Consider the following 12,687-nt stretch of genomic DNA (forward strand, 5'->3'; position numbering starts at 1 on the left):
CACCGAGCAGCATCATGCCTGCGAGAACCCCGCGCACGTAAATCACCGAAACCGCCATAATGCGAATGGCTTAGGGGCGCTGGGGGCAGGCCGGAGCGAAGCGTCTTTTTCAGGGACGAAAAAGTCGAGCGCCCAGGGAGGGGTTCACAGCGTCTTCGCGCAGTGCCTGCCCTCAGGCTAGCCCCGGGCCTCAATGATACGAGACGTCACCACTCCGAATGAGCCCGGGACAGGATACTTACGCCTCTTCGTTGGCCGGCGGTAGCACCCAGTTCAGGACGATGCCTACCAGGGCCGCCAGGCTCACCCCCTGGAGGGTAAACTGCCCACCGCCCAGCTGCATGCCGCCGATGCCGAAGACCAGGATCAGCGAGATCACCACCAGGTTGCGGGGCGCGGTCAGGGAGTGGCCGGCGCGCACCAGAGTATTCATGCCCACCACCGCGATGGAGCCGAACAGCAGGGTCATGATGCCCCCCATCACCGGCGCCGGAATGGTCTGCAACAGGGCGCCCAGCTTGGCCACGAAGGCCAGCACGATGGCCACCCCGGCGGCCACCATCATGATGCGTGGATCGAAGGCGCGGGTCAGGGTCACCGCCCCGGTGACCTCGGAGTAGGTGGTATTGGGCGGACCGCCGAACAAGGCCGCCGTGGAGGTGGCCAGGCCATCCCCCAGCAGGGTGCGGTGCAGCCCGGGCTTCTCCAGGTAGTTGTGGCGGGTCACCGAACCGATGGCCACCATATCGCCGATATGCTCCACCGCCGGGGCGATGGCCACCGGAATCATGAACAGGATCGCCGCCCAGTGAAAGCTCGGCAGGGTAAAGGCCGGCAGCGCCACCCAGGCCGCTTCCCGTACCGGCGTGAAGTCGATCACCCCCATGGCCAGCCCCAGCAGATAACCGCTGACGATGCCGCCCATGATCGGAATCAGGCGCAGCAGGCCGCGGCCGAACACCGCCAGGACCAGGGTGACCAGCAGGCTGATCATCGACAGGGTGATCGCCTGACCGTAGCCGATCTGCTCGCTGGTCTCGCCGCTGGCCATGCTCACCGCCACCGGCGCCAGGGCCAGGCCGATCACCATGATCACCGGCCCCACCACCACCGCCGGCAGCAGGCGATGCAGCCAGGCGGTGCCCTTGAGGCGCACCGCCTGGGAAATGGCCACATAGACCAGGCCGGCGACCAGCAGGCCGCCCAGGGTCGCGGGAATGCCGAAATTGGCCACCGAGCCCTGAATGGGGGCGATGAAGGCGAAGGACGAGGCCAGGAAGACCGGCACCGTGGCCCGGGTCACCGCATGGAAGACCAGGGTGCCGACCCCGGCGGTAAACAGCGCCACGCTGGGATCGAGGCCGGTGAGCAGGGGCACCAGCACCAGGGCGCCGAAGGCCACGAAGAGCATCTGGGCGCCGGTCAGCAGGGTGCGGGGCAGATCGAGGGATGACGGCCTGGCCGTCAGCGACTCCTTCATGCAGTTCTCTCCAGTGACGGGGAATACAAGAACGCCCTCGTGGGGGCGGCGAGGGCGTTCGGGGTGAGAATGGCTCAGCGGGTGCCGAAGATCTTGTCGCCGGCATCACCCAGGCCGGGCACGATATAGCCGTGCTCGTCGAGGCGCTCATCGACGGCCGCGGTATAGATCTCCACGTCGGGATGGGCCGCCTCGACCCGGGCGATCCCCTCCGGCGCCGCCACCAGCACGATCACCTTGATCTGCTGGCAACCGCGCTCCTTGAGCATATCCAGGGTCGCCACCATGGAGCCGCCGGTGGCCAGCATGGGATCGATAACGATGGCCAGGCGCTCGGCGATATCGTTGGTGAACTTCTCGAAATAGGGCACCGGCTCCAGGGTCTCTTCGTTACGATAGAGCCCCACCACGCTGATCCGCGCGCTGGGAATCAGGTCGGTGACGCCGTCCAGCATGCCCAGGCCGGCGCGCAGGATAGGCACCACCGTGACCTTCTTACCCTTGAGCTGTTCCACCGCCAGCGGTTCGCCGCTCCAGCCCGGCACCTCGATGGACTCCAGCTCCAGGTCCTGGGTGGCCTCATAGGTCAGCAGCTTGGCGACCTCGCCGGCCAGCTCACGAAAGCTCTTGGTACTGATATCGGCGACCCGCATCAGGCCCAGCTTGTGCTTGACCAGGGGGTGTTGGATGGCATGAACGCTCATAGGTGGCCCTTGAAGATAGCAATGGTTGGATCGAAAGCGGCGGCGCGCGCCGCCTGGTGCCGTCGAGATAAGGGTCGTCGACGGCGGCCCGGCTGTCACGCCGAAAGCTCCTGGGGTGGCCGGGCGGGTAGCTGCCAGTCGATGCCACCCCGCCCGCGGGCCTCGAGGAAGGCATTGGCCTGGGAGAAGTGGCGCTGGCCGAAGAAGCCGCGATGGGCGGAGAGCGGCGACGGGTGGGGTGACTGCAGCACCAGATGGCGATCGCGATCGACGAAGGCCGCCTTCTTCTGGGCGTAGCTGCCCCACAGCAGGAAGACCACCCCCTCGCACTGCTCGTTGACGGTGGCGATGGCGCGATCGGTAAAGGTCTCCCAGCCCCGCCCGCGGTGGGCACCGGCGTTGCCCTGCTCCACCGTCAGCACGCTGTTGAGCATCAGCACGCCCTGGCGCGCCCAGGACTCCAGGAAGCCGTGATCGACCGGGCTCACCCCCAGGTCGCCGGCCAACTCCTTGTAGATATTGACCAGCGAGGGCGGCGTCGGCACCCCGGGACGGACCGAGAAGCAGAGCCCGTGCGCCTGGTCAGGCCCGTGGTAGGGGTCCTGGCCCAGGATCACCACCTTGACCGAGGCCAGCGGCGTCAGCTCGAAGGCACGAAACCAGTGACGCGAATGGGGATAGATCACCTTGCGGGCGGCCTTCTCGGCGGCGAGAAAGTCGCGCAATTGCTGCATGTAGGGGGCCTGGAGCTCCTGGCCCAGGAAGCGGTTCCAGTCCTCGGGAAGCGGGGATCCTGACATCAACGGGGTCTCTTCGATAGCGGCTTGATCAGGCGCGGCGCGCCGACCCGATGCCGACTCGCCGCAGGCACCTTCAGGCATTGTCGTCCTTGCGCACCTGCTCCACCAGCGGCTGCACATAGGCGATCCCCATGTCCCAGGGGAACTGGATCCAGCAGTCCTGAGCCACCTCGGTGAGGCACTGATCGACCAGCGGGCGCCCCTCCGGCTTGGCATAGACGGTGACGAAATGGGCCTTGGGCAGCATCTCGCGAACCTTGCGGGCGGTCTTGCCGGTATCCACCAGGTCGTCCACCAGCAGCCAGCCATCCCCGTCGTGATCGACGCCCTTCATCACGTCGAGGCCGCCCTGCTGCATATGGTCATAGCTCTTGATGCAGATGGTATCGATCAGGCGCACGTTGAGCTCCCGGGCGATCAGGGCGGCGGGGATCAGCCCGCCCCGGGTAATGGCGACGATGCCCTTGAAGTCGCGCTCCACCAACTGATGGCAGAGGGCTCGAACGTCCCGGTGCAGTTGATCCCAGGAGACGGTGAAGTGTTGCTGATAGCGGTTGGCGCTCATGATCGATAACCCGGTAAAGCAGAGGAGAGGACGAGGTTACTCGTCTTCAGTGAAAGAACAGACCGCGAAGACGTTATGGCCCGCCTCGCGAATTTTCTGGGAGCCGCCGAGCTCGGGCAGGTCGATGATGGTGGCGGTCTCCACCACCTGACCGCCGCAGCGGGTGATCAGCTTGGCGGCGGCCAGCATGGTGCCGCCGGTGGCGATCAGATCGTCCATGATCAGGATGCGATCATGGGCTCGGAAGGCATCGGCGTGGAGCTCCACCTCGGCCTGGCCATACTCCAGGGTATAAGTCTCGCTGACGGTGCGAAACGGCAGCTTGCCCTTCTTGCGCACCGGCACGAAGCTGCAGCCGAGTTCATAGGCCAGGGGCGCGCCGATGATGAAGCCCCGCGCATCGATGGCGGCGATGGCGTCCAGGTCCATCTCCTGATAACGATGCACGAAACTGTCGATCAGCTTGCGAAAGGCGGCACTGTTCTGCAGCAGCGGCGTGATATCGCGGAAGTTGACCCCCGGCTGGGGCCAGTCGGGGACGGTGCGAATCACCGATTTGATGTAATCACCGTAGATGCTCATCGGCTCTCTCAATCAAGGAAGAGGAATTTCAGGGCGAACAGCAGCGCCAGGATCACCACCGCCGGGTTGAGGTCCTGGAAGCGACCGGACAGGGCCTTGATGGCCACGTAGCTGATAAAGCCCAGGGCGATGCCTTCGGCAATCGAGAAGGTCAGCGGCATGGCCAGGGCGGCGATCAGCACCGGGGCCGCCTCGGTGGCGTCTTCCCAGTTGGCGTGAGCCAGGCTGCCGGCCATCAGCGAGGCCACATAGAGCAGGGCCCCGGCGGTGGCATAGGCGGGGATCGACCCGGCCAGGGGCGCGAAGAACAGGCTGACCAGGAAGAGGATCGCCACCACCACCGCGGTCAGGCCGGTGCGCCCGCCAGAGGCGATGCCCGCGGTGGACTCGATATAACTGGTGGTGGTGGAGGTGCCCAGCACGGCACCGGCCATGGAGGCGCTACTGTCGGAGATCATCGCCCGATTGAGGCGCGGCAGCTTGCCATCCTTGTCGAGCAGGCCACCGCGATGGGCCACCCCCACCAGGGTGCCGGAAGTATCGAAGAGGTCGACGAAGAGGAAGGCGAAGATCACGCTGAGCATGGCCACGTCGAAGGCCCCGGCCAGATCCAGTGCCATCAGGGTCGGCGCAATGGAGGGCGGCATCGACATCAGGCCGGCATAGTCGTTATGCCCCAGCACCATGGCCAGGATCGTGACCCCCAGGATGCCGATCATTACCGCCCCGGTGACCTGGAGATAGGCCAGGGCGGTGATCACGAAGAAGCCCAGCAGCGCATAGAGGGCCGACGGCTGAGTCATGTCCCCCAGGGCCACATAGGTGGCCGGATTGGCCACCACGATGCCGGCATTCTTCAGCGCGATCATCGCCAGGAAGAGGCCGATACCGGCGGCGATCCCCAGGCGCAGGGAGAGCGGAATGGAGTTGATGATCCACTCGCGCACCTTGAAGATGCTCAGCAGCAGGAAGGTGAAACCGGAGAAGAAGACCGCACCGAGGGCCGCCTCCCAGGTGTAGCCCATGCCTAGCACCACGCCATAGGTAAAGAAGGCGTTGAGACCCATGCCCGGCGCCTGGGCGATGGGATAGTTGGCCCACACCCCCATGATCAGCGAGCCGATGGCCGCCGCCAGGCAGGTGGCCACGAAGACCGCCCCGTAATCCATCCCCGTCTCCGAGAGAATGCTCGGATTGACGAAGATGATATAGGCCATGGTCAGGAAGGTAGTGATCCCGGCGATGACCTCGGTGCGAACCGTGGTGTGGTGCTCGCTGAGCTTGAAGTGGTTGTCCAGCAATCGTTTCAGCATCGGAGGGCCCCGTGCGCTTGCGTAAGTGGTCAAGAGGCGGAAAAGCCGCACATACTACCCAAAGCGGTGGCCCGACGCGAGATGCAAATGCTCGTCAGCCACCGCCGGTGTCGGCCAGGTTTTCCGGCGTCGTACAGGTATAAGCAATGCCCGCGGCGGGCGCCATCCCCGGCCACAAACGCAGACTTGACGACCCGGTCAAGCGCCCGGGACCTGGCGCGCGGCCAGGATACGCTCCACGCTCTCGACGATCGCCTGGGTCTGGGGATCGATCTCGATATTGACCCGGTCGCCGACGCCGCGCCCGCCCAGGATGGTGCGACTCAGGGTCTCGGGAATCAGGTTGACGCAGAAGCCCGGCCCGCCCGCCTCCTGGCGCACCTCGCCGATGGTCAGGCTGATGCCATCCACGCCGATATAGCCCTTGTCGAAGAGGAACCGCCCATAGGCCTCGGGCAGCCGGAACCACAGGCGACGATTGTTGGGCGCCTCCTCGATGGCGGTCAGCTCGGCCATGCAGATCACATGCCCGGACATGGCGTGGCCGCCGATCTCGTCGCCGAAGCGGGCGGCCCGCTCGATATTGACGCTGTCCCCCACCGCCAGGTCGCCGAGGTTGGTCAGGCGCAGGGTCTCGCGCATCAGGTCGAAGCTGACCCGCTCGCCGTCGATAGCGGTCACCGTCAGGCAGACCCCGTTGTGGGCCACCGAGGCACCCAGGGCCAGCCCCTCACGCAACTCCGTCGGCAGCGCCACCACATGGGTGCGAAAGGCCTCCTTCTCGATGACCTCGACCAGCGTGGCGGTGCCCTGTACGATTCCAGTAAACATCTCGACTCCCGAACCTGGGTGATAGGGGGCGGCCAGGGTGGCCGTCAATTGAAGCGCTAGTTTACCAGCCCCGTTTCGCCGCCGCGCCACCCCCGGGAATTTACCGGATTCCTTGGAGCCCCCCACGGTTGGCAGCAATATTTTCTGCAGATAAGCGCCATCCGCCGAAACTTGGCCCGCCGGGTCGTTGACAGCCCATTCAATTACCACTAGCATTCGCTCATTCATTTCAGGCGCCGATTTGTACCCGGATTGCGGGCGCCGCCGCCCCTCCTCGGAGGGGTGGTAAGTGCAGCTAAAAGGGTGTGTCCAGCGTTGATGGCCACCCGCCAGGGTGGCCTTTTTTTTGCCCTGTGACTGCTTCGCCCGCCCCGGCGCCCCCACCCAGTCCACGGGACCCATGATCAAGCTCAGCAATCTCTCCAAGACCTACGGCAGCGGCCCAGGCGCCGTCCAGGCCCTGAAGACCATCGACCTGGAGGTCCCCGAGGGCGCCATTCATGGCGTGATCGGCCTCTCCGGGGCCGGCAAGTCGACGCTAATTCGCTGCGTCAACCTGCTGGAGCGCCCCACCACCGGCAGCGTTCGCGTCGATGGTCAGGAGCTCACCGAGCTGAGCGGCGCCGCCCTCAACCAGGCCCGCCACCAGATCGGCATGATCTTCCAGCACTTCAATCTGCTCTCCTCGCGCAGCGTCTATGCCAACGTGGCCCTGCCCCTGGAGCTGATGGGCGTGAACAAGACCGAGATCCGCGAGCGGGTCGCCCCGCTGCTGGACCTGGTCGGCCTGGCCGACAAGCGCGACCAGTACCCCTCCCAGCTCTCCGGCGGCCAGAAGCAGCGGGTCGCCATCGCCCGCGCCCTGGCCAGTCGTCCCAAGGTGCTGCTCTGCGACGAGGCCACCTCGGCACTGGACCCCCACACCACCGGCGCCATCCTCGACCTACTACAGGACATCAATCGCCGCCTGGGGCTGACCATCCTGCTGATCACCCACGAGATGGAAGTGGTCAAGCGCATCTGCCACCGGGTCGGCCTGATCTCCGGCGGCGAGCTGGTCGAAGAAGCCGAGGTGGGGGACTTCTTCACCGCGCCGCGCACCGAGCTGGGACGCCACTTCCTCAACGACTTCCTGCAGCTGGAGCCGCCGGCGGCCCTGGTGGAGCGCCTGGAGCCCGCCCCCGGGGCGCACACCCATCCGGTGGTGCGCCTGGCCTTCGGCGGCGACGCCGTCTCCACGCCGCTGATCTCGCGGCTGGCCCGGGAGTGCGGCATCGATGTCAGCATCCTCGAGGCCAAGGTGGAGTCGATCCAGGAACGCACCCTGGGGCTGATGATCGCCGAGCTGATCGGCGGCGCGGAGGAGACGGCGCGGGCCATCGCCTATCTCGAAACCCATGATCTCGACGTGGAGGTGCTCGGCCATGTCCAGCGCGATGCTTGAACTGATTCTCGAGGCGACCCTCGACACCCTCTATATGGTGGGCATCTCCGGAGTGATCGCCGCCCTGCTGGGCGTTCCCCTGGGGGTGCTGCTCTACGTGACCCGCCCGGGGCAGATCCTCGCCCGGCCGCTGCTCAATCAGGTACTGGGCATGGCCACCAATGTCGGTCGCTCGGTGCCCTTTATCATCCTGATGGTGGCGATCATCCCCTTCACCCGAGTGATCGTCGGCACCTCCATCGGCACCAATGCCGCCATCGTCCCGCTGACCGTGGCGGCCATCCCCTTCGTGGCGCGCCTGGTGGAAGGCTCGCTCAACGAGATTCCCCCGGGCCTGGTGGAGGCCGCTCAGTCGATGGGCGCCACCCCCTACCAGATCATCACCAAGGTGCTGCTGCCGGAGGCCAGGGGTGGCATCATCACCGGCCTGACCATCACCGTGGTGACCCTGGTCAGCTACTCCGCCATGGCCGGTGCCGTGGGCGGCGGCGGCCTGGGCGACCTGGGCATCCGCTACGGCTACAATCGCTTCGATCCCCTGGTGATGCTGATCACCGTGGCGATCCTGGTGGTCATGGTGCAGGGCTTCCAGAGCCTCGGCGACGCCCTGGTGCGCCGCGCCAACCACAAGTAATCCCCCGCCGGTCCGCCGGCTTTTCCCTGGCACTCAAGGAGAGACAGACCATGCAAGCATCCCTGACCCGCTGGCTGCGCCCGGCCCTGGCCGGCGCCACCCTGCTCGGCAGCGCCCTGCTGGCCGGCTGCGGCAGCGACGACGCCGAGACCCGCAGCATCAAGGTGGGCACCATGTCCGGCCCGGAATCCGAGGTCATGGAAGTCGCGGTCAACCTGGCCAAGGAGCGCTACGACCTGGACGTGGAGATCATCGAGTTCACCGACTACGTCTCCCCCAACGCCGCCCTGGCCGACGGCAGCCTGGATGCCAACGCCTTCCAGCATGCGCCCTACCTCAACAGCATGATCGAGGACCGCGGCTACGACCTGGCCGTCGCCGGCTACACCTTCGTCTACCCGATCGGCGCCTACTCCGAGAAGCACGACAGCATCGAGGCCCTACCGGAGGGCGCGCTGATCGCCCTGCCCAACGACCCCACCAACGGCGGCCGGGCGATGATCCTGATGCACAACAGCGGCCTGATCACCCTGGACGACCCGGAGAACCTCGAGGCCACCCCGGTCAACGTGGTGGACAACCCCCACGGTTTCGAATTCCGTGAGATCGAGGCGGCACAGCTGCCGCGGGTCCTGCCGGACGTGGACCTGGCCTTTATCAACAACACCTTCGCCCAGCCCGCCGGCCTGCAGTTGGAAGACGCCCTGCTACGCGAGGGCCCGGAATCGCCCTATGTCAACCTGATCGCGGTGCGCGCCGGCGACCAGGAGCGCGAGGAGATTCAACAGCTGGTCTCCGCCTATCAGAGCGACGAGGTGGCCGAGAAGGCCCTGGAGCTGTTCGACGGTGGCGCGGTGCCCGGCTGGGAATAACCCCCACCGCCAGGCGCCCAGGGCCGACCCCAGCGGGGTCGGCCCTGACGTTTCTAGGAGAGAGATGATGAGCGACTATGCCCTGCTGGAGCGCCAGCTGGCCGCCCTGCTCGACGAGCGCGACCCGCTGACCAACTGCGCCCAGACCTGCGCCTTCCTGATGCAGGAAGTCCCCGACCTCAACTGGGCCGGCTTCTACCTGCAGCGCCGCCCCCAGACCCTGGTGCTGGGGCCCTTCCAGGGCAAGCCGGCCTGCACCCCGATCCCCTTCAGCCAGGGTGTCTGTGGCGCCGCGGCGCGCAGCCGCGCGACCCAGCGCATCGACGACGTCCACGCCGTGGCCGATCATATCGCCTGCGACAGCACCTCCCGGGCCGAGCTGGTGGTTCCCATCCTCCACGACGGCGAGGTATGGGGCGTGCTCGACCTGGACAGCCCGCGTCAGGGGCGCTTTACCCCGCAGGACCAGGCGGGGATCGAGGCCCTGGTGGCGATCTTCCAGGCGCAGACCGATCTGGAACGGCTCTAAGGAGCCCACCCCACGAATAACCAAGCAGGGATCGAGGCCCTGGTGGCGATCCTCCAGGCGCATGGCGATCTGGCACGCTTCCAAGCGCCGGCCGATCCTTCGAGGCCGGCGCCTCGCTGAAACGCGCTTCTCTTCGCCCATACGAAAACGCCCCGTAACCGAAGTTACGGGGCGTCGCGATCTGGTAGGACCAAGCGGATTTGAACCGCTGACCTCCACGATGTCAACGTGGCGCTCTAACCAACTGAGCTATGGTCCTGAAACTGGTGAGACACTTGGTAGGACCAAGCGGATTTGAACCGCTGACCTCCACGATGTCAACGTGGCGCTCTAACCAACTGAGCTATGGTCCTACGTCTCGCTGCCGCCGGGGACTTGCCTCGGCAACGGATGCGTATTCTACGCAGTCGCCGATAAAATGCAAGCCCTGGAATAAAAAATCTCTACGATCAGGCAGTTGGGCCCCAAGTGGAGATAACGTCCAGCCAGACACAATCCTCCCCCGCTCACCAATGCCGCCAAGCTTGCTAATATAGTGGCGCCATGCCGCCCACCGACCGACAGCGACGATGCCATGATTCCGCACAAGCGACACGACGCCATCCTGAGCCTGATCAAGCGCCAGGGCTACGCCTCCATCGAGCAGCTGACCCAGGAGTTCGGCGTCACGCCCCAGACGATTCGCCGCGACCTCAATGCCCTGGCCGATGAGGGCCTGGTACGCCGCGTCCACGGTGGTGCCGGCCTGGAGTCGAGCACGGTGAACACCGCCTACCAGACCCGCAAGACCCTCAACCTGGAGGCCAAGCGGCGCATCGCCGCCCTGCTGGCCGGCAAGATCCCCGATCGCGCCTCGCTGTTTATCAATATCGGCACCAGCAACGAGGTGGTGGCCGAGGCCCTGCTCGACCACCAGGGGCTGGAGGTGATCACCAACAACCTCAATGTGGCGGCCATCCTCCAGCACAAGGAGGATTTCAATGTGATCATCGCCGGCGGCCAGGTGCGCTCCCGGGACGGCGGCATCATCGGCGAGGCGACCATCGATTTCATCAACCAGTTCAAGGTGGACTACGGCATCATCGGCATCAGCGGCATCGACGAGGATGGCTCCCTGCTGGAGTTCGACTACCAGGAGGTGCGGGTGGCCCAGGCGATCATCCATAACTCCCGCCAGGTCTACCTGATCGCCGACCACTCCAAGTTCCACCGCAACGCCGTGGTCCGCCAGGGCCGCATCACCCAAATCGACGCCCTCTTCACCGACCGCCGACCGCCCCAGGCCATCTGCCAACTGATGGCCAGCCACGACGTGGCGCTGCATATCGCCGGCGACGAGGAAAGCGACACTACCTCGCCGGCCCTTGCCGGCGAGGCCTGACCCCGAGCTCAGGCCCCGGGCAGCCCTCCGTCGGCCAGCCTGGCCGGATCCAGCAGCCGCTCCAGCTCCTCCCGGGGCAGGTCGGTGGCCTCCTCGGCCACCTCGAGGATGGGCCGCCCTTCCCGGTAAGCCCGCTTGGCGATGGCCGCCGCGGCATCGTAGCCGATCACCGAATTGAGAGCGGTCACCAGAATGGGGTTGCGGGCCAGGGGCTCGGCCAGGCTCGCCTCGCGCACCCGGAAGCCGGCGATGGCCCGCTCGCCGAGCAGGCGGCTGGCGTTGCTCATCAGCTGGATCCCCGACAACAGGTTATTGGCGATCAGCGGCAACATCACATTCAGCTGAAAGTTGCCGCTCTGCCCGGCCAGGGTCACCGCCCCATCCAGGCCGATCACCTGGGCGGCAGCCATGGCGGCGGCCTCGGGAATCACCGGATTGACCTTGCCCGGCATGATCGAGCTGCCCGGCTGCAGGGCCTCGAGCTCGATCTCGCCGAGCCCGGCCAGGGGGCCCGAATTCATCCAGCGCAGGTCATTGCTGATCTTCATCACCACGCAGGCATGGCCCCGCAGCGCGCCGGAGAGCTCCACCGCGGCGTCCTGGGAGGCAAGCGCCGCGAAGTGGCTCTCCGCGGGCCTCAGCGCCAGGCCGGTGGTCTCGGAGAGCGCCCGGGCCACCCGCTCGGCGAACTCGGGGTGGGCATTGATGCCGCTGCCCACCGCGGTGCCGCCCTGGGCCAGGCGGCATAGCCGCGCCTGGGCCCCCTCGAAACGCGCCTCGCTGGCCGCCACCTGGGCCGACCAGGCGCGCAGTTCGTCGCCCATCCGCACCGGCATGGCGTCCATCAGATGGGTACGCCCGGTCTTGATCACCTCGTGCAATTGCCCGGCCTTGGTGTCGATGGTCTCGCGCAGCCCCGCCAGGGCCGGCAGCAGCTCATCGCGGACCCCGAGCGCCGCCGCGAGATGGATCGCCGTGGGAATGACGTCATTGCTGGACTGCCCCATATTGACGTGATCGTTGGGCCCCACCTCCAGGCCATCGCGGCTGGCCAGGTGAGCGATCACCTCGTTGACGTTCATATTGGTGGAGGTGCCGGAGCCGGTCTGATAAACGTCCACCGGAAACTGGTCATCGTGGGCGCCGGCCAGGATCGTCTCGGCGGCCTCACCAATCGCCTCGGCCCGGGGTGCGTCGAGCAGCCCCAGGTCGGCATTGACCCGGGCGCAGGCGGCCTTGATACGCGCCACCGCCCGGATAAAGGCCAGGGGCATGGGCTGACCACTGATCGGGAAGTTATTGATCGCCCGCTGGGTCTGGGCCCCGTAGAGGGCCGACGCCGGCACATGCAACTCGCCCATGCTGTCACGCTCGATACGGGTGCGGCTCATCTCCTCTCCCTCCTACTTTAGCAATAATCGATTCACTCCAGCCTAACGCCTCGCCGAGGGCCGGACCAATCGAGGAAACTTATCAATAGCATAGCCGCCCGGCCTACTCAGCGAGGCCGCGGGCTGCAATACTCGTGACCCACGGAACCCCCCCCCCCCCC

13 protein-coding genes and 2 tRNA genes are annotated in these 12,687 nt (G+C 66.2%); 5 read left to right on the top strand and 10 right to left on the bottom strand.

The window, feature by feature from the left end; translation table 11 throughout:
- Nucleotides 1-238 precede the first annotated feature (238 nt).
- The 7 genes from HPA02_RS16915 to HPA02_RS16945 form a co-directional block, all read right to left on the bottom strand.
- Nucleotides 239-1,480 (bottom strand): uracil-xanthine permease family protein, encoded by a 1,242-nt coding sequence (locus tag HPA02_RS16915; RefSeq protein ID WP_146804379.1) that lies wholly within the window; start codon nt 1,478-1,480, stop codon nt 239-241.
- A gap of 74 nt (nt 1,481-1,554) precedes the next feature.
- Entirely contained in the window at nt 1,555-2,184 is a 630-nt protein-coding gene (gene upp / locus HPA02_RS16920) for a uracil phosphoribosyltransferase (RefSeq protein ID WP_146804380.1), read from the bottom strand.
- Nucleotides 2,185-2,279: 95 nt separating this feature from the next.
- Nucleotides 2,280-2,984 carry a uracil-DNA glycosylase gene (ung, locus tag HPA02_RS16925; protein ID WP_146804381.1) on the bottom strand — a complete coding sequence of 235 codons (705 nt, stop codon included), beginning with the start codon at nt 2,982-2,984 and terminating at the stop codon, nt 2,280-2,282.
- 73 nt (nt 2,985-3,057) lie between these two features.
- On the bottom strand, nt 3,058-3,549 hold the full coding sequence (gene gpt, locus HPA02_RS16930) for a xanthine phosphoribosyltransferase (protein WP_146804382.1): 492 nt from the start codon (nt 3,547-3,549) through the stop codon (nt 3,058-3,060).
- Nucleotides 3,550-3,585: 36 nt separating this feature from the next.
- On the bottom strand, nt 3,586-4,131 hold the full coding sequence (locus tag HPA02_RS16935) for an adenine phosphoribosyltransferase (protein WP_146804383.1): 546 nt from the start codon (nt 4,129-4,131) through the stop codon (nt 3,586-3,588).
- An 8-nt stretch (nt 4,132-4,139) separates the two neighbouring features.
- Nucleotides 4,140-5,444, bottom strand: coding sequence for an NCS2 family permease (locus HPA02_RS16940; RefSeq protein WP_146804384.1), 1,305 nt, complete (start codon nt 5,442-5,444; stop codon nt 4,140-4,142).
- A gap of 198 nt (nt 5,445-5,642) precedes the next feature.
- Complete coding sequence (locus HPA02_RS16945) at nt 5,643-6,275, bottom strand: riboflavin synthase subunit alpha (RefSeq protein ID WP_146804385.1); 633 nt, start codon at nt 6,273-6,275, stop codon at nt 5,643-5,645.
- 400 nt (nt 6,276-6,675) lie between these two features.
- On the opposite strand from HPA02_RS16945, the gene HPA02_RS16950 reads away from it, so the two are divergent.
- The 4 genes from HPA02_RS16950 (at nt 6,676) to msrC (ending at nt 9,754) form a co-directional block, all read left to right on the top strand.
- On the top strand, nt 6,676-7,719 hold the full coding sequence (locus tag HPA02_RS16950; RefSeq protein WP_146804386.1) for a methionine ABC transporter ATP-binding protein: 1,044 nt from the start codon (nt 6,676-6,678) through the stop codon (nt 7,717-7,719).
- Nucleotides 7,700-8,353, top strand: a complete 654-nt coding sequence (locus HPA02_RS16955; RefSeq protein ID WP_146804387.1) for a methionine ABC transporter permease — start codon at nt 7,700-7,702, stop codon at nt 8,351-8,353. Before HPA02_RS16950 ends, HPA02_RS16955 begins: the two co-directional genes overlap by 20 nt.
- Before the next feature lie 50 nt (nt 8,354-8,403).
- Nucleotides 8,404-9,225, top strand: a complete 822-nt coding sequence (locus HPA02_RS16960) for a MetQ/NlpA family ABC transporter substrate-binding protein (protein ID WP_146804388.1) — start codon at nt 8,404-8,406, stop codon at nt 9,223-9,225.
- A gap of 67 nt (nt 9,226-9,292) precedes the next feature.
- Complete coding sequence (gene msrC, locus HPA02_RS16965) at nt 9,293-9,754, top strand: free L-methionine (R)-S-oxide reductase MsrC (protein ID WP_146804389.1); 462 nt, start codon at nt 9,293-9,295, stop codon at nt 9,752-9,754.
- A 182-nt stretch (nt 9,755-9,936) separates the two neighbouring features.
- Here the strand turns inward: msrC and HPA02_RS16970 are convergent.
- Nucleotides 9,937-10,013 (bottom strand) — tRNA-Val (locus tag HPA02_RS16970).
- Nucleotides 10,014-10,030: 17 nt separating this feature from the next.
- Nucleotides 10,031-10,107 (bottom strand) — tRNA-Val (locus HPA02_RS16975).
- Nucleotides 10,108-10,328: 221 nt separating this feature from the next.
- On the opposite strand from HPA02_RS16975, the gene HPA02_RS16980 reads away from it, so the two are divergent.
- Complete coding sequence (locus tag HPA02_RS16980; protein ID WP_146804390.1) at nt 10,329-11,135, top strand: DeoR/GlpR family transcriptional regulator; 807 nt, start codon at nt 10,329-10,331, stop codon at nt 11,133-11,135.
- Between the two features lie 8 nt (nt 11,136-11,143).
- Here HPA02_RS16980 and HPA02_RS16985 read toward each other — a convergent pair whose 3' ends face one another.
- The gene (locus HPA02_RS16985) at nt 11,144-12,526 is read right to left on the bottom strand and encodes a class II fumarate hydratase (RefSeq protein WP_146804391.1); all 1,383 of its coding nucleotides are present in this window, start codon (nt 12,524-12,526) and stop codon (nt 11,144-11,146) included.
- Nucleotides 12,527-12,687: the final 161 nt, after the last annotated feature.

Origin of the sequence: Bisbaumannia pacifica, assembly GCF_007989625.1 — a bacterium.
GTDB classification, from domain to species: Bacteria; Pseudomonadota; Gammaproteobacteria; order Pseudomonadales; family Halomonadaceae; genus Bisbaumannia; species Bisbaumannia pacifica.

What these genes read in the sequence shown, in the direction of transcription:
- HPA02_RS16915 (WP_146804379.1), bottom strand. Translation starts at nt 1,480, where the DNA reads ATGAAGGAGTCGCTGACGGCCAGGCCGTCATCCCTCGATCTGCCCCGC.
- upp (WP_146804380.1), bottom strand. Translation starts at nt 2,184, where the DNA reads ATGAGCGTTCATGCCATCCAACACCCCCTGGTCAAGCACAAGCTGGGC.
- ung (WP_146804381.1), bottom strand. Translation starts at nt 2,984, where the DNA reads ATGTCAGGATCCCCGCTTCCCGAGGACTGGAACCGCTTCCTGGGCCAG.
- gpt (WP_146804382.1), bottom strand. Translation starts at nt 3,549, where the DNA reads ATGAGCGCCAACCGCTATCAGCAACACTTCACCGTCTCCTGGGATCAA.
- HPA02_RS16935 (WP_146804383.1), bottom strand. Translation starts at nt 4,131, where the DNA reads ATGAGCATCTACGGTGATTACATCAAATCGGTGATTCGCACCGTCCCC.
- HPA02_RS16940 (WP_146804384.1), bottom strand. Translation starts at nt 5,444, where the DNA reads ATGCTGAAACGATTGCTGGACAACCACTTCAAGCTCAGCGAGCACCAC.
- HPA02_RS16945 (WP_146804385.1), bottom strand. Translation starts at nt 6,275, where the DNA reads ATGTTTACTGGAATCGTACAGGGCACCGCCACGCTGGTCGAGGTCATC.
- HPA02_RS16950 (WP_146804386.1), top strand. Translation starts at nt 6,676, where the DNA reads ATGATCAAGCTCAGCAATCTCTCCAAGACCTACGGCAGCGGCCCAGGC.
- HPA02_RS16955 (WP_146804387.1), top strand. Translation starts at nt 7,700, where the DNA reads ATGTCCAGCGCGATGCTTGAACTGATTCTCGAGGCGACCCTCGACACC.
- HPA02_RS16960 (WP_146804388.1), top strand. Translation starts at nt 8,404, where the DNA reads ATGCAAGCATCCCTGACCCGCTGGCTGCGCCCGGCCCTGGCCGGCGCC.
- msrC (WP_146804389.1), top strand. Translation starts at nt 9,293, where the DNA reads ATGAGCGACTATGCCCTGCTGGAGCGCCAGCTGGCCGCCCTGCTCGAC.
- HPA02_RS16980 (WP_146804390.1), top strand. Translation starts at nt 10,329, where the DNA reads ATGATTCCGCACAAGCGACACGACGCCATCCTGAGCCTGATCAAGCGC.
- HPA02_RS16985 (WP_146804391.1), bottom strand. Translation starts at nt 12,526, where the DNA reads ATGAGCCGCACCCGTATCGAGCGTGACAGCATGGGCGAGTTGCATGTG.